At 37.3% G+C, this 22,258-nt stretch carries 18 protein-coding genes; 7 read left to right on the top strand and 11 right to left on the bottom strand.

What is annotated here, in order from left to right; translation table 11 throughout:
* Positions 1-124 precede the first annotated feature (124 nt).
* From trhO to MT390_RS14095, 6 genes are all read left to right on the top strand, one after another.
* A complete protein-coding gene (gene trhO / locus MT390_RS14120) occupies positions 125-1,105 on the top strand; it encodes an oxygen-dependent tRNA uridine(34) hydroxylase TrhO (protein ID WP_499441789.1) in 981 nt (326 codons plus the stop codon).
* Positions 1,106-1,647: 542 nt separating this feature from the next.
* Positions 1,648-4,971 (top strand): MHYT domain-containing protein, encoded by a 3,324-nt coding sequence (locus tag MT390_RS14115; RefSeq protein WP_499441787.1) that lies wholly within the window; start codon positions 1,648-1,650, stop codon positions 4,969-4,971.
* A gap of 20 nt (positions 4,972-4,991) precedes the next feature.
* Positions 4,992-5,975 carry a response regulator gene (locus MT390_RS14110; RefSeq protein ID WP_499441785.1) on the top strand — a complete coding sequence of 328 codons (984 nt, stop codon included), beginning with the start codon at positions 4,992-4,994 and terminating at the stop codon, positions 5,973-5,975.
* Positions 5,976-6,183: 208 nt separating this feature from the next.
* Positions 6,184-6,810: a guanylate kinase gene (gmk, locus tag MT390_RS14105; RefSeq protein WP_499441783.1), complete on the top strand. Its 627-nt coding sequence runs from the start codon at positions 6,184-6,186 to the stop codon at positions 6,808-6,810.
* Positions 6,811-6,896: 86 nt separating this feature from the next.
* Positions 6,897-7,172 carry a DNA-directed RNA polymerase subunit omega gene (gene rpoZ, locus MT390_RS14100; protein ID WP_025563521.1) on the top strand — a complete coding sequence of 92 codons (276 nt, stop codon included), beginning with the start codon at positions 6,897-6,899 and terminating at the stop codon, positions 7,170-7,172.
* A 258-nt stretch (positions 7,173-7,430) separates the two neighbouring features.
* On the top strand, positions 7,431-8,420 hold the full coding sequence (locus MT390_RS14095) for a calcium/sodium antiporter (RefSeq protein WP_499441782.1): 990 nt from the start codon (positions 7,431-7,433) through the stop codon (positions 8,418-8,420).
* A 621-nt stretch (positions 8,421-9,041) separates the two neighbouring features.
* Here the strand turns inward: MT390_RS14095 and MT390_RS14090 are convergent.
* The 5 genes from MT390_RS14090 to MT390_RS14070 all read right to left on the bottom strand — a co-directional run bounded on the left by MT390_RS14090 (position 9,042) and on the right by MT390_RS14070 (position 14,160).
* Entirely contained in the window at positions 9,042-9,908 is an 867-nt protein-coding gene (locus MT390_RS14090) for a formate/nitrite transporter family protein (RefSeq protein ID WP_499441780.1), read from the bottom strand.
* 119 nt (positions 9,909-10,027) lie between these two features.
* Positions 10,028-10,354: a nitrite reductase small subunit NirD gene (gene nirD, locus MT390_RS14085; protein ID WP_166372831.1), complete on the bottom strand. Its 327-nt coding sequence runs from the start codon at positions 10,352-10,354 to the stop codon at positions 10,028-10,030.
* Positions 10,354-12,900, bottom strand: a complete 2,547-nt coding sequence (nirB, locus tag MT390_RS14080; protein ID WP_499441778.1) for a nitrite reductase large subunit NirB — start codon at positions 12,898-12,900, stop codon at positions 10,354-10,356. Before nirB ends, nirD begins: the two co-directional genes overlap by 1 nt.
* A gap of 257 nt (positions 12,901-13,157) precedes the next feature.
* The gene (locus MT390_RS14075; RefSeq protein WP_499441777.1) at positions 13,158-13,943 is read right to left on the bottom strand and encodes a Rossmann-fold NAD(P)-binding domain-containing protein; all 786 of its coding nucleotides are present in this window, start codon (positions 13,941-13,943) and stop codon (positions 13,158-13,160) included.
* 46 nt (positions 13,944-13,989) lie between these two features.
* Positions 13,990-14,160 (bottom strand): DUF1289 domain-containing protein, encoded by a 171-nt coding sequence (locus MT390_RS14070; protein WP_166372828.1) that lies wholly within the window; start codon positions 14,158-14,160, stop codon positions 13,990-13,992.
* Positions 14,161-14,262: 102 nt separating this feature from the next.
* On the opposite strand from MT390_RS14070, the gene MT390_RS14065 reads away from it, so the two are divergent.
* A complete protein-coding gene (locus MT390_RS14065) occupies positions 14,263-14,619 on the top strand; it encodes a glutathione S-transferase N-terminal domain-containing protein (protein ID WP_166372827.1) in 357 nt (118 codons plus the stop codon).
* A 144-nt stretch (positions 14,620-14,763) separates the two neighbouring features.
* On the opposite strand, the gene MT390_RS14060 is transcribed toward MT390_RS14065, so the two are convergent.
* From MT390_RS14060 to hemC, 6 genes are all read right to left on the bottom strand, one after another.
* Complete coding sequence (locus tag MT390_RS14060) at positions 14,764-16,917, bottom strand: permease (RefSeq protein WP_499441775.1); 2,154 nt, start codon at positions 16,915-16,917, stop codon at positions 14,764-14,766.
* A gap of 81 nt (positions 16,918-16,998) precedes the next feature.
* Positions 16,999-17,511: a phosphatase domain-containing putative toxin gene (locus MT390_RS14055; protein ID WP_499441773.1), complete on the bottom strand. Its 513-nt coding sequence runs from the start codon at positions 17,509-17,511 to the stop codon at positions 16,999-17,001.
* 131 nt (positions 17,512-17,642) lie between these two features.
* Positions 17,643-18,857 carry a heme biosynthesis HemY N-terminal domain-containing protein gene (locus tag MT390_RS14050; RefSeq protein ID WP_499441771.1) on the bottom strand — a complete coding sequence of 405 codons (1,215 nt, stop codon included), beginning with the start codon at positions 18,855-18,857 and terminating at the stop codon, positions 17,643-17,645.
* A 5-nt stretch (positions 18,858-18,862) separates the two neighbouring features.
* Complete coding sequence (locus MT390_RS14045) at positions 18,863-19,990, bottom strand: uroporphyrinogen-III C-methyltransferase (RefSeq protein ID WP_499441770.1); 1,128 nt, start codon at positions 19,988-19,990, stop codon at positions 18,863-18,865.
* An 18-nt stretch (positions 19,991-20,008) separates the two neighbouring features.
* Positions 20,009-20,767 (bottom strand): uroporphyrinogen-III synthase, encoded by a 759-nt coding sequence (locus MT390_RS14040; protein WP_499441768.1) that lies wholly within the window; start codon positions 20,765-20,767, stop codon positions 20,009-20,011.
* The gene (hemC, locus tag MT390_RS14035; RefSeq protein ID WP_499441767.1) at positions 20,764-21,693 is read right to left on the bottom strand and encodes a hydroxymethylbilane synthase; all 930 of its coding nucleotides are present in this window, start codon (positions 21,691-21,693) and stop codon (positions 20,764-20,766) included. The genes MT390_RS14040 and hemC overlap by 4 nt, the downstream gene beginning before the upstream one ends.
* Positions 21,694-22,258: the final 565 nt, after the last annotated feature.

The raw sequence follows: 22,258 nt of genomic DNA, 5'->3' as shown, positions 1-22,258 counted from the left end.
GAGCATAGTAATTGCTAACTATTAAGGAATATAAAAATTGCTTAAATGATTTCTATTCGTATAATGCCCCGCACAATTAATGCGCTGAATTTACGTTTCAGTTAGCAAACAGAGGAATAAAAATATGCAAAATACAGTGGTTTGTGCGCTATACCGATTTGTTGATCTAGTAAACTATCAAGAGATCCAAACACCTTTACTTAACATCATGAATGCCAATCAAGTAAAAGGTACTTTGTTATTAGCAAGCGAAGGTATCAACGGCACTATTGCTGGTGATCAAGAGGGTATTGATAATGTACTTAATTGGTTAAAATCAAACCCTTCTTTAACCGATTTAACCGCAAAATTTTCATTTGATACAGAAAACCCATTTTACCGCACAAAAGTAAAACTAAAAAAAGAAATTGTAACTTTGGGTGTTGAAGGTATTGATCCGAATCGTGTCGTCGGGACTTACGTTAAACCTAAAGATTGGAATGCCCTGATCAGTGATCCAGAGGTATTATTGGTCGATACTCGAAATGATTATGAAATTAGCATTGGTACTTTTAAAAATGCTGTCGATCCAAAAACAACTAATTTCCGTGAATTTCCACAATACGTTAAAGAAAATTTAGACCCTAAAAAACATAAAAAAATAGCTATGTTTTGTACTGGTGGAATTCGTTGTGAAAAATCAACTGCTTACTTAAAAGAGCAAGGTTTTGGTGAAGTTTATCACCTTGAAGGTGGTGTACTTAAATATCTTGAAGAAGTGCCAGAATCCGAAACCATGTGGGAAGGTGAGTGCTTTGTCTTTGATAATCGCGTATCAGTTAACCACCAGCTTGAAAAAGGTCAATATGACCAATGCCATGGTTGTCGTTTACCAATCACTGAAGAAGACAAAAAATCTGAAAAGTATATGCAAGGCGTAAGTTGTCATCAATGTCATGACAGTTTGTCTGAGCAACAAAAATTACGTTTTTTAGAGCGAGAAAAGCAAATCCGCCTTTCACAGGAACGTGGTCAAGCGCATATCGGCTCCGATGCTTTAACACAATTAGAAGAAAATAGAGCAAAAAAACAAGCAGTAAAAATGCAGCAACGCACCAGCGTATAAATTATACGATCAAAAATATCAACAGCGGATGATCGCTGTTGATATCAACTTATTCAAATTTAATGAGCCCTTCCCGTAATCACTCAATCGCTTTCTTTTTAACAGGTTTCGCTTAAAAACTACGTTTTAATTGAATATCCATAAGAAAAGAGCCTACTCCAGTAAACAAAGTTGATCTTTGAGTTAATACTACTCGTACTCTTTTACTTGATACTACTTATTTTTTTTCAATAAATCCTGTCCACTGGGTGCAATAAACAAGCAATAAAAGAGTTAGGCAGACCTTATAATTAGTTATAGAACAAAAAAAACACAAAGGTCCTACTAAATTATTGAAAGGTGCTAAGGTTAAACGAGTATCTTATTGAGCAACTAACAAACAATATTAAATCAAAAAGATACATCATCATTACTGTTAATGTACAAATCATTAACTATCAGCAAAATAATTAAACTTTAATTAACACTTGCCGATACAGATAAATCAACCTGTACTTTAAAAGTACGATATTTACCCTCTTCAAAAGCAGTGTTTAATAGATATGCAACAACAAATTTCAACTTTTTTTGAATATAGTGATTATAATTTATTCATTGTTTCTACGCACAACCCAGTATTAGTTATTTTATCAATATTGATTGCTATTCTTGCTTCTTTTATGGGGTTTCAAGTTGCTTCTCAAGCAAAGCATGCAACGCCTGCCCGTAAAAATTTATTACTATTAATTGGCAGTATTGCTTTAGGTGGAGGTGTATGGTCAATGCACTTCATTGGTATGCTCGCTCTAGAGCTGTGCACCAGTATTTCCTATCAGTTTGAATTAACGACGCTCTCTATTTTACCTGCAGTAGCTGCTTCTTGGGTAGCCCTTAATTTACTCACCAACAAGAAAATACAAAGAAAACAGTTAGTTTATAGCGGTGTTCTGGTTGGATCTGGCATAGGGACTATGCATTATGTGGGTATGTCGGCAATGGAGATGGCGCCTTTGCTTCGTTATGACCTACCTTTGTTTATCGTTTCTATTATTATCGCCGTTAGCTTGGCAATATTAGCACTGTGGATAAGCTTTGGTTTAGATAAAAAGGCATCCATACCATTCAGTAAAAATACAAAACTAGCCATTTCAAGTTGTGTTATGGGAGCGGCCATTGCTGGTATGCATTACACAGGAATGCTTGCAGCGCGCTTTGTATTACCACCTGGCATCGAACTATCACAACAAACCAGCAATGTATCCACGTTGTTAGCACTGGGTGTCACAACCATTACTGTGGTCATCATCTTTCTAGTGTTAGGTATTAACTTAATTATTCGATATAAAGATATTTCAGCCACTGCAACTAATAATGAAAGACGACTGCTTGCCACTATGGACACCGCTATTGATGGCATTATTACGATTGATGCAGAGCGTATTATTATTAGCGTCAACAATGCAGTGTCAACATTATTAGGATGGCAACCAGAAGAGTTAATTGGCAATAATGTCAAAATGTTAGTGCCTTTCCAGCATAATCATGATCAATATGTGAATAATTATCTACAAACTAGAGAAGCAAAAATAATCGGCAAAGGCCGAGAAGTAGAAGCGCTTTGTAAAAACGGTGAAAAAATTCCAGTACGCTTGGGAATTGGGCATGTAGAACTTAATAACCAACATATGTTCGTAGCCTTTATTTCTGACTTACGTGAGCGTAAAGCGATGGAAAACACTCTGCGTAAAAAAGAATCTAAGATCCGTTCCTTGGTCACTAATATTCCCGGTATTGCTTATCGTTGTATCGATAGACCGGGTTGGCCAAATATTTTCATTAATGACGAAGTTGAAAAAATGTTGGGTTACCCAGCTGAAGACTTCTTACTACCTCACCCTAAACGTAGTATTGCAGACTTTGTACATCCTGAAGATATGCCAACTATCGCACAGACTAATTTTCGTCACGCAAACGGCTTTCAGCTTGAATTTAGAGTCATTGACCGTAACAACAAAATAAAATGGGTACTGGGCTACGGGCGTTCATCAAAGGATGAAGATTCAGATGATTATTTCCTTGATGGTTTTATCATGGACATTACCGACCGTAAAAAAATGGAATCCGCCTTAATTGCAGAAAAAGAAAAAGCTGAGCAAGCAGCAGCAACTAGAGCAGCTTTTCTCGCAAATATGAGCCATGAAATTCGGACTCCAATGAATGCGATTATTGGTTTTAGTGATATTTTATTGGATGAAGAATTAAGTACTCATCAAAGAAAACAACTAAGTACCATTAACCAATCAGCCAAGTCCTTATTACATATTTTAAATGATATTTTGGATAGCGCAAAATTGGATAAAGGTAAATTTCAGCTTGAATATCGGGATTTTTCGCTAGTCGAAGAAGTAGATTCAGTGGTGTCAACATTATGGTTGCAAGCACAACATAAAAATTTAGATATTAATCTTAATATAGAGAAAAATATTCAACGCTTCTACCATGGTGTACCTGATCGATTAAGGCAAGTACTTACTAACCTAGTTGGAAATGCAATCAAATTCACCGAAAAGGGACACGTTGATATTACTATAAAAAGTGAAGCGGATGGTTTTTTAACCTTTGCTATTTCAGACACTGGCATCGGTATGACTCAGCAACAACTAGCAGCTATTTTTGATGCATTTTCACAAGCAGATGAATCCATGAGTCGTCGTTTTGGAGGCACAGGGTTAGGTACTACTATCAGTAAACAACTAGTTGAACTGATGGGAGGCACAATTTCGGCAAGCAGCGAATTTGATAAAGGCTCTACTTTTACATTTACTCTTCCTGTAAAAATTGCGACAGCATCTGCAAGTCTAGACAAAAAACAAGATCAAGTTGTGCTACCGCAATTGAGTGTGTTGATTGTCGATGATATCGAGCAAAATATTGATTTATTAAGCTTGATCTTAAAACGACACGGGCATGTAATTTCCGTTGCAAGAAATGGTGAGCAAGCGTTATTGAAAATGGAAAGTGAAGGATTTGATGTCGTATTAATGGATATACAAATGCCAGTTATGGACGGTTTAACAGCAACCAAAAAAAGACGAATCTATGAAACAGAAAATGGGCTGCCACGATTACCGATCATTGCCTTAACAGCGAGCGTGCTACCTCAAGATAAAAAATCTGCACAACTTGCAGGTATGGATGGTTTCGCTAATAAACCCATCGATATTCAACAGTTAATCGGTGAAATTGCAAATACTATTATTATTGATCAAGTAGACACTCTACCTAAAGATCCAGTTTCAACACAAAAAGCAACGATTGACCTTGAGAAGGGTATTGATTTGTGGGGATCGAAAACGACTTTATTCAATGAAGTTATAAACTTTTTAAACAAATCAGATCTGGAACTCTGTTCACTCGTGTCATTAGTACAAAGTAATGATTGGGCCACGCTCGAAAATATCGCACATAAATATAAAGGGGTTGCGGGTAATTTAGCACTGAATCAACTGATGCTCACGTTTACTGAATTAGAGCAAATAACCCGTAAACACAAACAAAGCGATGCTTTATTATTGATTGAAACGATTCAAAATGAAGTTGATGCTATTAGTAAATGCGCACAAAAGATGAGTAGTAAAACACATAAAAAAATACAAAGTAAACTTAATGCGACCTCTAAAGAACAGTTGCTTAACACTTTGTTAGCTTTACAGAAATATGTTACCAATAATGAATTCGATGATGACTTATTAGATACACTTCAAGCCAATGCTGCGGGTTACGATAACCAAGTTACACCTATCATTACTGCATGTAATGACTTTGATTTTGAATTAGCTTCAAGCCGTATCAAGACATTTATCGACACGTTACGCTCCAATGGTTAAATGATTAACAGGTGAATTGAATGCCAAATAGTAAACAAAATGTGCTTATTATCGATGACGAGCCTATTAACTTAAAAGTGTTGAACAATATTCTTAAGGATACCTATAAACTGACTTTTGCAAAAAGTGGTGCGGAAGCCTTACGCTTAATTGAAAAAGAACAACCTGATTTAATATTACTTGATGTAATGATGCCAGAAATGACAGGCTATCAGGTATGTGAACACTTAAAACAAACTACTTTATATAAGTCTATTCCTATTATATTTGTCACTGCTTTAAATGATGCAGTGGATGAAGCTAAAGGTTTGAATATGGGCGCCGTAGACTATATTTCAAAACCAGTCACACCTGCTGTAGTGAAAGCTCGCGTAAAAACACACTTATCATTAGTTGATGTTAATGAATTAAAGCGTACTCGATTACAAATAATACAACGTCTAGGTCGAGCAGCAGAATACAAAGATAATGAAACGGGTATGCATGTAATGCGGATGAGCCATTACTCAAAAATAATTTCTTTAGCTTATGGTCATTCAATGAAAGAAGCGGATGCTTTATTTCATGCTGCACCGATGCATGATATTGGGAAAATAGGTATTCCTGACAGCATCATGCTTAAGCCGGGCAAGTTAACTAGTGAAGAATTCAGTATCATGCAAAAGCATCCGGAAATAGGGGCTGAAATACTCGGAGAGTCTGACTCTGATTTGATTGAGTTAGCTAAAATTGTCTCTATGACACATCATGAGAAATGGGATGGAACAGGCTACCCTAAGCAATTAAAGGGAGAAAATATTCCTATTGAGGGACGTATCGTCGCCCTAGCAGATGTTTTTGATGCATTAACCAGTGTACGCCCTTATAAAGAGGCTTGGACGGTTGAAAAAGCCGTTGAGTTTATTACTTCGCAAAAAAATAAACACTTTGACCCAGAGCTAGTTGACTTATTTGTAAGTAAGCTAGACAAAATTGTAGAGATAAAAAATCGCTGGAAAGATTAGATTATGAAAGTCTTTTGATAAGCGATAGCGCCTTTCAGTGCTAACTGATAAAGCTTGTTAAAGGAGGTTATTATTTAAAAAATAATCAATCAATAAACAGACTTCATGAACAAAATAGGCGATAATCTGCGCTTACAAAATTTCAGGTGATCAAAAATACACCAATCTAGCATCCATTTATAAAAATATAGCTTCAGGAAATTTATTTATGTCCCAAGTTGGCACTCTTTTTATTGTATCTGCCCCAAGTGGCGCAGGGAAATCTAGCCTTATTAAGGCTTTATTAGCAGAAAACAGCGATCACCCTGCTCAAGTATCAATTTCACATACCACACGTTTGCCGCGTCCAGGTGAAGTAGATGGCGAGCATTACCATTTTGTTAGTAAAGCAGAGTTTAAACAGTTAATTTCTGAAAATGCATTTTTTGAATGGGCTGAAGTGTTTGGTAATTATTACGGAACCTCTCGCATCACCATTGAAGAGTCCTTGCAACAAGGCATCGACATCATGCTAGATATTGATTGGCAAGGTGCTCGTCAGGTACATCAAGTAATGCCAAACGCTAAAGGTATTTTCATCTTACCTCCAAGCCGCGCTGAGTTAGAAGCGCGTTTGAACAAGCGTGGCCAAGATAGTGCAGAAGTGATTGCACAACGTATGGAAAAAGCACAATCAGAAATGTCACACTATAATGAATATGATTATTTAATCGTCAATGACGATTTTGATACAGCTATACGTGAGTTTTCTGCTATTGTACGCGCACTGCGTAATGAGCAAGAAAAACAAGCGATAAAACACAGTAAAACCATCAAAGAGTTATTAGAAGTATAAACTCTATACTAAGGTGCTGGATCAATTCCTATTTTGCACATATAATAACCGCCCTTTTTTATGTAATTAACTTTTGGAGTTCAACAATGGCACGAGTAACCGTTGAAGATGCAGTAAATGTAGTAGGCAACCGTTTTGATCTAATCTTAATGGCTTCTCGCCGAGCTCGTCAGCTTGCTACTGGAGGTAAAACACCTTTAGTTGATCCAGAGAATGACAAACCAACCGTGATTGCTTTACGTGAAATTGAAGAAAACTTAATTACTAATGAGTTAATGGATATTCAAGATCGTCAAGAAAGACATGAAAAACAAGCTGCTGAATTAGCTGCTGTTGCTGCAATTGCTGAAGGTCGTGGTTAAATACTAACTGACCTTATAAAATGAAGAAGCGCTGATCATGTAAATGTTCAGCGTTTTTTTATGGCTAAAAAAATTACTATCGATTGTATTAAATAGGTGGCTTAAATTTGCTGCTGGAAAATGAATTAGGTTGAGCATAGATTGATGTAAATGTTATTTCCTTTAACGAACTTACAATAAAAAATACCTGATTTTAACCCGCGAAATAATTCACTTAATTATTCTGATTGATGTAATTAGTATAATCAGGAAAAAATTTTGTTTACTTTATTACTCCCCACTCTCGCTATTATTATTGGTTTTGTGTTGCTTATATGGAGTGCTGATAAGTTTGTCTTAGGCGCGTCTAATACTGCACGCAGCTTTTCTATCTCTCCTCTCATAGTCGGTGTTGTTATTGTTGGCTTAGGCACCTCTGCCCCTGAGATGCTAGTCTCTGCAATGGCAGCCGCTGATGGCAATACCGGTTTATCAATTGGTAATGCTATCGGTTCTAATATCACTAATATTGGTTTAATGTTAGGGATCACTGCAATGCTTTATCCATTGCAAATTCACTCAAAACTGCTGCAACGTGAAATGCCAATCTTGCTCGCTATTATTGGCTTAAGCTATTTTATTCTCTGGGATATGGAACTCAGTTTTGCGAATGGTTTATTATTGCTAACACTAATGTTATTGATGTTAGCTTTCACTATTTGGGAAGCTAAAAATCAACCTGATGATGCCCTCTCACAGGAAATATTAGAGGAATTACCTGAACAAGTTAGTAAAGGAGAAGCCATTAAATGGTTGCTGATAGGCATCCTTATTTTGATTGCATCTTCACGCATTTTAGTTTGGGGAGCAGTTGAGATTGCAGAGTATTACCAAGTCAGTGATTTAATTATTGGCTTAACGATCGTTGCCATTGGAACCAGTTTGCCTGAATTGGCTGCAACCATCACAGCTGCGCGTAAAAAAGAATATGATCTCGCACTGGGTAATATTATTGGGTCTAATATCTTCAATATACTCGGTGTAATGGCATTACCTGGGCTTATTCGTCCTGGCACATTTGATAGCGCAGTATTAACCCGAGACTATCCAGTGATGTTAGGTTTAACGATCGCCTTACTGATATTCTCTATTGCTTGGCGTAGAGGAACTACTGGCGTTTTAGCGCGCGTTGAAGGTGGTTTATTATTAGCCGGTTATATCGGCTATATGTTTTGGTTATACACAGAGCTAATTGAAACGGTTGTTTAGTGTTAATTTAATTCAAACAAAAAATTAAAATTTAAAAGCGCTAAAGATATATTTTAGCGCCTTTTTTGCTTTAAAAAGTAAAAGCCAAAAATTACAATAAAATTGTCCATGGTTAATAAAGTACTTAGCCGATTCAACATTGAAGTACATAACGACTAAGCAGCGCCAAGCTGCAAAAAGTACCCACCCTTCTATTAATAAGCCAATAAGTCCAAGTGTTCTGGCGTCGAGATGTATAAATCAGAATGATCTTCCCAAAATAGCAGCCAACATTATTTACAGGGTCTAGCCGTGTAAAACTTGCTAAGCCCATTTTGAATCCCTCAATCAATAATTGCGGTGTATAGCTAATAATGACTCAACCCGATTGTGGTGCATTTTTATTATTCATACCATTCCACTTAATTAAATGGCCAAAAATTGCGAAGAAAAAATCAATGAGGGCAAGGCGTTTGATTGAGTAATAGTTAGCTATTGGGATTGAGAACAAAGAAGTTTTCATTAATTTTAATCAGCAATATTGATCTGGTGTTTATAAGGGCTGCTATCATTTAGGTAGCAGGTATAAAAAAGCCCAGCGTGTTAATACTAGGCTCTTTATTCCGAAATAAAAATTAAGTTTTATTTTGCGTTTAATACTTCTTCTGAAAAAGCTTCATTTTTTGCCTTCACTTCAGATGCAACATTTACTGGTGCTGTATTTTTTCTATGTGTTAAATAAAGTGGGATAGTTGCAAAGACTACTCCACCTACAATGTTACCCAAAATGGTAGGGATCAAGTTAAAGTTTAACCATGTTGCAATACCAAAATCAGCACCTAAAATCATACCGAGAGGGAAAAGGAACATGTTTACCACTGTATGTTCAAATACTAACGCGAAAAAGATAAAGATAGGTAACCACATTGCGACCACTTTACCTGCAACAGTGCGTGATGTCATACCACCAATAACGCCTAAACAGACCATCAGGTTACAAAAAATAGCGCGTACAAAACAAGTTATCCAGCCATCCATGCCTAAGTTTTCAAAACCAACGGTACGTGCTGTTGAGACTGCGATAAATTTCTGTGCCACAGCATTAGGGTCAATTGAAAAATTCATGGTTAATGAAATCGCAACCAAGTAAGCCACGATTAATGAACCAATTAAATTACCTAATCCAATCACTCCCCAACAACGAAAAATACTCGCCCATGAAACACCTGGGCGATTATCAAATTTAGCCAACGGCGCTAAACCAAAAGCACCAGTTACTAAATCAAAACCCATCAGGCTTAAAATACAAAAGCCAACAGGAAAGACAAGTGCACCAACAAGGCCAACGCCTGTTTGTACAATAGCTGTGATAGCAACAACAACGGCAAGTGACAAAATAATGCCTGCCATGGTGCCACGTAAAAGAAGATCACCAGTGCTTGTTTTTGTTTTAGCTTCGCCAGCATCGATCATCGTTTGTACGAAGTCAGTAGGTTTAATGTAAGACATAATATTGTCCCTATAGGTTAAAGTTTAAAGTTAAAATTGAATAGTGAAAGGCTTCCTACTTACCTTATGAATAACGATCATCACGTCCATAAGTAAGAAGCATTTAAGCTATTTAATCTTTAAAGCTGAACTTCTATGTTGCCTTCTTTAACACGCGTTTTATAAGTTGCGACGGAGACATCTTCATTTTCTAAACATGATCCATCAGCTAGATTAAAACGTTGCTTTTTAAGTGGAGAAGCAACCCACAACTGCTCTTTGTGCTCGCAAACAATACCGCGAGATAATACATTTGAGCGAGAAAATGGGTCCATATTATCAATGGCAAAGACCTGTTCTTTTTCGCTTGGACGAAATATGGCAATTTGCTTACCTTCAATTAATGCACAAACACCGGTTCCTATATAGATGTCGTTAAACGCACAAACTGGGATCCATTTACTCATTACACTTCCTCCAAATTGATTTTGTATGTTGGGGCTTTTTCTTCAATGAATGCAGGACGTTTTTGATCGCGTATCGGCGTAAATACAACATTTTCATCGTGTAAATCACTGTTAATAAAATGCGCAAAACGTTTTAATTGATTATTATCAGAGAGTGTTTCTGTCCACTCACACTTATAGCGACCAATTGCTGCAGCCATATCCATTTCAAGTTGATCATTAATACCTAGTTTATTATCGATAATCACTTTTTTCAGATAATCTATACCGCCATCTAGGTTCTCTAACCAAACTGAAGTACGTGTCGCTTTATCTGCAGTACGTACATAGAACATGACAAAACGGTCTAGGTATTTAAGCATTGTTTCTTTATCAAGGTCAGTGGCGAATAGATCTCCGTGGCGCGGCTTCATACCACCATTACCACACACGTACATATTCCAACCACTATCGGTTGCGATAAAACCAACATCTTTCCCCTGTGCTTCTGAACACTCTCGTGTACAACCTGATACACCAAATTTCATTTTATGCGGCATACGTAAGCCTTTATAACGGTTTTCCAGTTCAACACCGAGACCGATGCTGTCCTGCACACCAAAACGACACCAAGTATTACCCACACAGCTTTTAACCATGCGTAGTGCTTTGGCATAGGCTTGCCCCGTTTCAAAACCAGCTGCAATTAATTGCGACCAAATATCAGGTAAATCACCTTTATGCGCACCGAATAAAGCAATACGTTGTGCGCCTGTTACTTTAGTATAAAGCTCATACTGATCCGCCACACTTGCCAAAGCAGACAAAGCTTTAGGCGTTACTTCACCACCGGGCATACGTGGGATAACAGAATACGTACCATCTTTTTGCATATTACCGAGGAAAATATCATGGGTATCATGCAGACCATTATTATCGCTAGAAAGAATGTACTCACTCCAACAAGACGCAAGAATAGATCCTACCGTTGGTTTACAGATTTCACAGCCGTAACCGCTACCGTATTTTGATAATAACTCAGAGAATGTTTTAATGCCTTCAACGCGGATCAGGTGGAATAACTCTTGACGAGAATAAGCAAAATGTTCACAAACATAATCATTAACTTCCACACCGAGTTTCGACAATTCAGAGTTTAATAGTTGAGTAACTAAAGGAATACAGCCACCACAACCTGTACCTGCACTGGTTTCCATTTTTATTGCATCAAGCGTGTGGTGACCCGCTGCAACTGCATCAGCAATATCACTTTTCTTAACATCAAAACATGAACAAATTTGTGCTGTATCAGGTAATGAATCAACACCCAGTGATACTTTTTCACCACCTGCATGAGCAGGTAAAATCAACGTGTCAGGGTGTTTCGGTAGCTCAATTCCATTAAGTTTGTATTGCAGTAAATCACTATAGCTTTCTGTATCGCCAACCAGTACTGCACCTAATAATGATTTACCATCTTCAGAAACAATAATACGTTTATAAACTGATGCGTTTTCATCAACGTAAACATAGCTTTTACAGTTCGGAGTACGTCCATTTGCGTCACCAATACTACCTACATCTACACCTAGTAATTTTAGTTTAGCGCTCATATCAGCGCCTTCGAATTCATTTTCGCGGCCAAGAATATTATCAACAGCCACTTTTGCCATGTTGTAACCTGGCGCTACTAACCCAAAGAATTTGTCATTCCAAGAAGCACATTCACCAATAGCATAAACATCCGGATCAGAAGTCATACACTGGTTATTGATAGCAATCCCACCACGCGGTCCAATTTCAAAACCACATTGTCTAGAAAGCCTATCCTGTGGACGAATACCCGTTGAGAAAACTATAAAATCAACTTCTAATGAAGTGCCATCGGCAAATTTTAGCGTGTTACGCGCCGTTTCACCCGATGCAATAATCTCCTGCGTGTTTTTGCCCGTATGGACATTAACGCCAATACTTTCGATTTTCTGGCGTAACATCTGTCCGCCTTGTTGATCGAGTTGCTCAGCCATCAGTACAGGCGCAAATTCGATAACATGTGTTTCTACGCCAAGTGCTTTTAATGCACCTGCTGCTTCTAAACCTAATAAACCACCACCTACAACGACACCGCTTTTACTGCGTTTTGCAGTTGCTTCAATGGCATTTAGATCTTCAATCGTACGATAAACAAAACAATCTTTACTTTCATTACCTTTAATCTTAGGTACCCAAGGGTAAGAGCCAGTCGCCATGACTAATTTATCGTAAGCAACTTCACGTCCCGTTTGAGAAAGGACTATTTTTTTCTGACGATCAATGGTTAAAGCGCGTTCACCAATTAAAACTTCAATATTATGTTTTTCGTAGAAACCTTCTTTCACTAAAGAAAGTTCTTCGGCTGTATGATGAGAAAAGTAAGAAGATAAATGCACGCGATCATAGGCAACGCGTGGTTCTTCACAAAAAGCTGTAATGGAAAATTTTTCAAGATCAGCCTTTTCAACAAAGTCTTCAATAAAACGGTGGCCAACCATTCCGTTACCAATAATTACTAATTTTTGTTTACTCATAATTTCCTCATCCACCAGCTAAAACTAAATTCCAGTGAAAGATAACCTAACTTCATAAATGGAACTTGATAGATATCAAGAGAAGTTGCATAAGTGTTAAAAATGAAAATTTAAAAGTAATTTTTTTACAAAAATCAACAAAAACCATTATTATTTTAAGGTTATTGTGGCTTTTGTCGTATTTTTATAGTGAATGAGGAGGGAATTAAACAATTAGCCATGATCATGCCATGGCTAAGGTTATTAACAATAGGAAGCTAGCAGGTGACTTTATAAATATCTGGAAAGATAAATTGATAGTTTAACTGCGCTTTAACTTTTTCGTTACATACAACTTTACTCACAGCATTATCAGAAAATTGACAACTTGGTTCAGGGTAACCCAATGATTTTGCCATTGTAGAATAATAGGCACTTTTACTGGGATGGTTATCTGCACAACCATTAAAAATCTCACCCCAAGCACCTTGCTTTATTACCGTTTTAATCAGTTTAATACAATCTAGCTGATGAATAAGGTTGACCTTAGCATGGCCATCTTTAATGCTTTTACCGTTTGTAAAGAAACGTCCTGGGTGACGCTTTGGGCCAATTAAGCCAGCAAAACGGATCACCGAACACTCAAAATTAGGACTGTCAGTGAATAACTTCTCAATACACCGTAAGTTTGTTTCTTGGGTTAACGGATCACTCTCTTTACATAAGCCTTGATCATTACCATAAACAGAGGTGGAGCTAATAAATAACACATGTTGAATAGGGCTATTTTCTATTTCAGTCAATAAAGCCTGGTAGCCACTGAGTTGTTTACTAGTAATATTAATAATCAATGTGTCAGCTTGCAAAAAATCAGGTACGTTAGTTAACTCTTTTTCAATATCAACAACATATGATTTTAAGTTTTGCTCGCTTAACTGTTTGGCTTTCTCTAATGATCGCGTGGATAAGCGAATCTGTTGGCCATCTTGTTGCAAGCTTTTAGCCAATGGTAAACCTAGCCAGCCGCTACCTAAAATACTGATAGTACTTGTTGTATTATTCACATTTTTTCCTTATTAATAAGCTGTAAACATAAAAACAAAGGTTGCATTAAAGTGGTTGTGCACGACGTTGCTTAGTACTAATAATAATACTTTCTTTACGCACAGCTGAAGCTTGAGACCATTCTTTAATTTCAGATAAACTACGAAAGCATCCTGTACAAATATCTTTCTCATTTAAACAGCAGTTACTAACACAGGGAGAAGCGGGAGTTTGCATCTTTTTTCCTTAATTGATCATATGTCGCTTTAACATTTCTTTTCTGTAGCGTACGGATCAGTTACAATTTTGTCTTATCAGTTTAATAACAAAGAGAACTAAATGAAAATAATTCGCTGGCTATTAGGTCGTTTAATTTTAACGTTGAATTTCATTTTTGCACCGAAAAAACGAAAGCGTACACTGGAGCAACAACAAACCGTTGACCAAGAAACACAAAGCTTACAATTATATCAATTTCAAGCTTGTCCTTTTTGCGTCAAAGTACGTCGAGCAATGCGCCGTAATGCGCTCAATATTCAACTTGTCGATGCAAAGCAAACAGATAATCAACAACAACTCGCAGAGCAAGGTGGTAAGGTTAAAGTACCTTGTTTACGTATTGAAGAAGGCAACAAAGTCACTTGGATGTATGAATCTTCAGATATCATTGCTTATTTAGATAACAGGTTCGCCTAGTAACCAACCTCTTTTAATGCGTTAAAAGAGGTTGTTAATATTTATTTAAAGCATCGATTTAACCCGTCATATCTTCATTTTTATACTTTGAGCTTATTCAGATAATGGCTTAATAATTTTTACATCTGATTGATAATGGGTATATTAATGATGATGCCCGTGATCATGGCGGTGTTCTAATAAACTCTTAGGCAATAACTCCGCAATAAAAGCGCGCGCACCTCTGCGTAATAATGAAGCAAAGTACAACACCAAAATAACTGTTAAGCTTAGTATATGCCACCAAGAAAAATCTGAATCTAACTCAGCTAACCATGGCAGAGGAAAGGCATCTATATATTGGTTTAACGATAATCCTATTAAGAAAGCCCCTACTAACATCACCATTGCAAAAGCAAAAGCGGCAAAATACCCCTGCTGTAATCGCAACTGCTTCAACAAATCTAAACTAATGCTCGGCCCAATCAATAAACAAGCAATCGCTGCACCAGGAGATAAACCTGCAATTAACATCACCGCAATAACGGGTGTCATTCCAGTTGCACATAATGCAAAAGGAAATGCTATGACTACCATTACTAATACTTGCAACCATAATGCTTGTTCAAAGAATGCCCATGCAGGTGTTGCAGATAAGGTTGCAGCTAAAGCCCAGCCGAATATAACCCAAGGTGCAGTATGATCTAATTGATGTTGATAACCCTGCTTAATCGCAGTGATAAAGCGAGAAGTAGGTTTTCCGCCTTCACACTTTTGTGCGACAACAGCTGAAATTGGATTTTTAAAATGACGCCCTAATAACCATGCAATGACAGTAGCAAATACCACTGCAAAAACAATGCGTAATAAAACTAGCTGTTCGCCTAATAATGGAATAGAAATTAAAATCGCATCAAAGCCAATAATTGGCGTTGCAATTAAGAAAGCAGTCGCAAAGGTTTGATTCGCACCCAAACCTAATAATTGCTGATGCATTTTACTTGCCGCCGGAGAGCAAATAGGTAGTGGTAAACCATAAACAACACCTTTGATCGCATCTTTAAAGTAGGCTTTATTATGCAGTGTTGGTAATACGTTTAAGGTCGGTTTAAAGTAATGCATTAAGCCACTTAAAAGATAAGCGAGTAGCAGCATAGGCGCGCTATATAAAGCTAACTTAGTGAAATTTACTAATGTTAACGCTGTATTATGTTGTTGGTGGCTAACCTCATTTTCAGCATCACGTTCATGCCTTGCATGTTCATCCACTAATTCGCCATGTGCATGCCCTGCATGTTCATCGTCTAATTCCTCATGTGCATGACCTGCATCTTCATCGTCTAATTCGCCATGTGCATGACCTGCATGTTCATCGTCTAATTCGCCATGTGCATGACCTGCATGTTCATCGTCTAATTCGCCATGTGCATGACCTGCATGCTCATCCACTAATTCATCATGTGCATGTCCTGCATGTTCATCGTCTAATTCATCATGTGCATGACCTGCATGTTCATCGTCTAATTCATCATGTGCATGTCCTGCATGTTCCATATGCAACTCAGTCATAGAGTTTGTTTCTACTCCATGATCATGATTGTGCTGAATATAGCCCAACCAATGCGGTAGCAATACAAACCCTAGGACAATTAAGCCAATAAAACTACCAATACCAGCGGCATACTTATGTTCTTTCAGGTCGCCTGTTTGATGCTTTTTATGGTGATGTAAATAAGGTCTATGTACTACAACATGCATAATAGAGCCCATAACAAAGGCTTGGAACCAAGCTAAATATTGTCCGTCTAACTGTGCCATTGAGAATTCAGCATAGGACGCTCCAACTAGAGTCGCAGTCGCCATACTAATCAACACTACAAAGGGTAAAATAACACCATATTGAGGGCGTAATAACCACCAGATAGTTAACCCTACAGGAAAACGATGCAGTAATACTCCCAATGCTAATAACCAGCCAGTGTGATCGGCTTGATCTACTAATAATACGGCACCATCAATACTGGCATGCAATACTAATCCTAAGACACCAAGCAGTAAGGTTGTGTTGTGTGCTTTATTGGCGGCTTTATGAAAGTACTTCTCGATTAACGAAGGCATTAACAAACCGAGACTGGTCAGTACTAAAACTAATAAGCCTCCTTCAAAAAGCAGCTCAGGCAAAATGTGGAAGAGTACTAACCCAGAAATACTCACAAAAATGAAAGCATCTAATAAATCTAACCAACCAGGTTGACGTTGTAATAGACGATAAGTGACAGGACCTAAAAATAAGGCCAAAATGCTTAGAGTGAGTAACATAAAAAAACCAGCTAGCAAAAGATGTTATAATATAACAGCCAGAAATAACTCGCTATAAAAATAGCGTAATAAAAACAATTTTTATTGTTTTGCTAATCTAATTTCGATTGATTCAATATATTCACGCTGCTCCGCTAGATTCAAAGCATTCGGTCTTAATATTTGAATTTTCTTCACCACTTTATGAAGTACCTCTCCTCGCTCTAGTAATATTTGAGCGGCGATCATACCCGTCCGCCCCGAGCCTCCTTTGCAATGGATCGCAATACTCTTTTCATTTTCTAATAGGCGATGGATAGCTGGACCAGCAGTTTCCCACAAGGTACTAAAATCTTTATCTGGGATTTGATCATCACAGATCGGCAAATAAAACCATGACATGCCTAAGGATTTAACTGCTATGCCAACATCATTTAATACCAGTGCTTGTAACTCTTTCTCAGTCATCAAGGTGATCACCGCATTAGCACCATATTCTTTTAAAGCCTGTAAAGCGGATTTCAATGGAAGTTCTTTAGTGCCGGGGCATGGAGTTAATAACAACTTAGCATTACTGTGTTCAACACTAAGAGGAAAGATAGGGTGTAAACTCATTAAACTACCTACTAATATCAAATATAGTGATTAAGCTTATTAAAATAATTACTATAAAAAGCAAAAATAAAAAAGTAAGCCGAAACTTACTTTTAAAATATACTCGCTAATAATGACGAAATTATGACCTATCAGGTATCGATATGTATTAAATTTGTAGAGGTTGGTTTAGCAGCAAAGGTTAGCCCTTCTCGATAACAAAGGTTAGCTTGCTCCTGCTTACCTTCTTGCTCTAATAGCGAAGCCAGTAATTTATAATCAGCAATATTGGGTAGCGTTTTAAGACTTTCAGTCAAATGTTCAATAGCAGCTTCATTCTGACCTTCTTTCAGTTTTAAGTGCGCTAAAGCCTGATGGATATAATCGACATGTGCTGATTTCTTTAGCTGCTTCTCAAGAAACATAATAATAGGATAATAATCGGTTACTTGTATTTTTTGTAAATAAGGTAATAGTGGCAATGAGAATTGACGATGTAATTTATCTAACAAAAATTCTTGCGCGACTTTTCCTCGATCATGTTCAACTAATGCGGCTAGCATCGCTTCCTGATAGCTCAATTCTTTACGCATCCAACGAGCAACATCTTTATGCCAATAATCATTAAGCAGCTGACCACTTTCCTGTGCTAATTGTTTAAATAATTGTTGATGTGCATGAAGCTCTAACTCAGCAAACTGTTGATCATTTAAGCCTGTTAATTTTCGTTGAGCATTAATTAATGTGATCAACTCTTGCCATTGATTAAGCGCTGGATATAGCGTCATATAATGTTGTAAAACTTGCTTATTTTTAGGAAAATTTTGATTTAACTCGTTTAATGTTGCAGATGCATTTTCATATTGCTGTGCATCAAGTTGTAACTCAGCCCAAACAAGTCCAACAGCTAGTTTACAACCAGGGTGTGTATTAGCTGATTGCAGATAATCATCACGCTGGTTAAAGTCACCATTTTTATGCGATGCTCGAGCTGCTGCAATATAAGTCAATGCAGGAGCTTCACTTCGAGAGGCAGATTTAGATAATAATTTTTGAGCTTGTTTGGTATTTCCTTCTAACAAAGCAAGCATACCTAATAAACTATTTCTCTGTGCTTTACGTGTTTTACGCTGCCCAAACCACCCACGAGTAACACTACTCATAGACAGTAATTTACGTAATACCCATTCTACAAAAAGTAATAAAAAGTAAAAAATAACCGCAATAAGTGCTGCATTGATTATTGTTGTTTCATAGGTGGTATAGCTATCAAATGAAATTAAAATATAACCTTTATAGGCACTTATTTCAGGCGCAAAGATTAATGCGGCTAATAAGATAAGAACAATAATTAAAACTCGTATCATAATAATTACTCCGCACTTTCAATAGTAAATGACTTGCTAATGCGTTGTTTAAGAATACGAGAAAGCAACGGCGCACTTTTGAATTGATCTGGGTAAGTAATAGCAACTTTTTGCTTACTAAGTCTTTTGATCGAAGTGTGGAATTGTTCAGTTCCTTTATCTTCCATATCGTAATAAAGCTCGATTAGCTTCATTGCATTTGTCATGGACAAATCGTAAATGTCTTGCTGCTCTCTATAAACTGCGAACTCAGCTTTAGCAAGATGGTTTCTTAAATTTTCTTGTAAATACCAAGCTTGCTCAGGCGCTAATAAAGCTTCAACGGGTTTATCTCGATGAGATATAACGATAAAACTAGCAACAAAATCATCCCAAGACTTGTTAATATTTTGCTCCCAATCAGCGATATCTGAAGATACAGTACCATCTGTTGCTTTATTTACTTCAGGCATATCCAAACCAACCATTACAAGTTGGTCAATACGTCGCTCTAAACTTGATAAAGCTAATACAACACTATCAGGATCGCGTTGAGGTAAAGCTTCCAACATATTAATATCTTCAAGTACCGCACGTCGTAATGGATTCAGGCTTGGATCACCCATTTCAACAATACGTTGATCAGCAGCACTCAATAAAGATGTAGCAGTAGTCAAATCATGCTCTAGCCATAATTTTCGCCCAGCTAAATTGATTAAGTATTCCACTTCAGACAAAATCCAATCACTTGGATGACGAATATTTGTTTCCGCCATATTACGTTGCAACGCTTGCATGTCTGAACTAAACAATTTGCTTTTATTTTGTGCATCTAACAACTGAATATTTAATTGTTCAACTTGTGTTTTAAAGCTGTTATTTAATGATTTGCTTTGTTGGAATTGCTTCTCTTGCTGTTCCACTTGCTCTGCTAATTCACTAGCTAACACTTCAATTTTTTCTTTGTATATATTGTTATTCACTGAGTTGTTCTTATAGAGATACCAACCGAATACAATGATAAATAAAGACAGTAAAATAGAAATAACAACGAGGATCGCAACAAGTCGAGAAGACTTTTTGGGTTTATCATTGACAACTTCAGGCTCAACAGTCGCCGAGATATTTTGATTTTCAGTATTAGTATCAGTCATAACTTTCCTATTTAAAAACTAATGGGCTATACAGTTGCCATCATCTGCTTTGAAAAATTCTACTAGCTGTTCGGTACGTAGACTTGGTAAAAGAACAACATCTTTCACACCTAACGATGTAGCTTCCTCAGCGACTCGTTGGCTTGGAACATAAAAAACCAAACCACATAACCAATTTTTATCATTCATTGGTACCAAAGCAAATAATTGATTTAAGATCTCTACGCTACTGATAATAACACCATTTATAGAGGCTTGTTGCCAATTATTAGCTAATTCGTGACCATCCAAGACAATCTTGACACGTTTATATGTTTGTAAGAAATCTACTTTTGCCCCACGTTCAATCAATGCATTTTCTAATAAGTCTCTTCCGCCTTCACCGCGTAAGATTAAAACATGCTTATTTTTAATTGATTGTAGTACTGCAAGCTCTAATAAACCTTCACTATCAAATCTTGTTAAAGGACACATAACATCTTGCTTAGTCACTTCGCTTAATTGTATTTGTGTCGATTTACCTACAGCCAAATAAGTTGCTCTTGGCCAGTCACCATTAATTTGTTGTTGTGCATATTTAACAGCATTACCACTGACGACAATCACCAAGTCATAATAACCACTTAAAAACATATCGAGAGCCTGACTCTCCTTTAATAGTGTTGTCATTAATAGAGGTTGAGCAATCGCAAAGCAATCAACATGACTTAAACGTTCAACCAACTCCTGTGCATGAGGCGCAAAACGAGTCACTAATAGTCGTGGAGCAAGTTTCACTTATAAACTTCACTTAAAATTTCTTTTGCACCGGCGTCTAATAATTGCTGTGCTAATTGCTCACCTAACTGATGTGCATCATCAATATGACCAATTAATTCTTTTCTAATAATATGCTTACCATCAACACTCCCAACTAAACCACGTAAAAACACTTGGTCATCTTCTTGTAACAAAGCAAAACTACCAATAGGGACTTGGCAGCCACCCTCAAGTGCTAAATTCATTGCTCGCTCAGCAGTCACTCGAATACGAGTATCACGGTGTTCTAATGGGGCAAGTAAAGCAATGGTGTCTGCATCATCTAGTCGACATTCAATACCAACGGCACCTTGGCCAACAGCTGGCAAGCTAACTTCTGGCTCTATATAACTAGCAATGCGCGATACCATCTCTAAACGGATTAAACCAGCGGCAGCAAGAATAATCGCATCATATTCACCGTCATCTAACTTGCGCAAACGAGTGTTGACATTACCTCGTAAGTCTTTAATTTTTATATCGGGTCGTAATTCACTTATTTGACATTGACGTCTTAGACTACAAGTACCAACGACAGCTCCTTCGGGTAAATCAGATAATTGTTTGTAGTTATTAGAAACAAATGCATCACGTGGGTCTTCACGCTCACAAATAGTACTTAACCCCAAACCTTCTGGAAAATCTACAGGAACATCTTTCATCGAATGCACTGCAATATCAGCACGCTTTTCAAGCATAGCGACTTCTAACTCTTTAACAAATAAACCTTTCCCACCGACTTTAGCTAATGGCGTATCTAAAATGATATCGCCCTTTGTTTTCATTGGTAATAATTCAACAGTTAAATCTTGATGGTGCTTCAATAATTCGGCTTTAACAAAATTAGCCTGCCACATTGCTAATGGACTATGACGAGTTGCAATACGGATAATTTTTTTGGACATGATATTTTCTCTAACAAAGGGAGTTTTTATGCTAACAAAAACAAAACAATGATCCAGAGAAATATTTGATAATGCGTCAAAGTTCGAGTTAAAGCATAAATTCTCTAGCCTTGCTCAGTTAATTAATGCAATTGATACTGGCATTTAGCCAATGGTCAATGTTCTTTGATGTTAAGACTTATAGGTATTTGATCGCGATTTTCCTGAACGCGTATACAGATTGTTAATATTCGTATCATTGGAATAGCGCTGATTAAGCTGTTGGCGATAGAAAAACGTCGCGAAACGTTTGAAAATTTAAAGTACTGGCCACCAAAAGCCCTAAACGAAAAAATCCCTGCTGACATAAGTCAACAGGGATGGTTCTGAATATGATGCAAGCTTGGTGATGGGTGGACATTGCTCATGACCCATCGTTGTCGCGATATCACCAGGGCACGCAGAGCTTAGCCCGCTCATAAAACGATGCCGTCGCATCATTCACCCCTATCTATCGCACTGAAGGATGGCCACTGCGTGGCACTTTATTTATCCCCTGCTCAAGCTGGACATCACCACCCAAAGC

Source organism: Vibrio sp. 2-Bac 85 (assembly GCF_037546705.1).
Lineage (GTDB): Bacteria > Pseudomonadota > Gammaproteobacteria > Enterobacterales > Psychromonadaceae > Psychromonas.
This window is presented reverse-complemented; position numbering and strand designations above follow the sequence as displayed.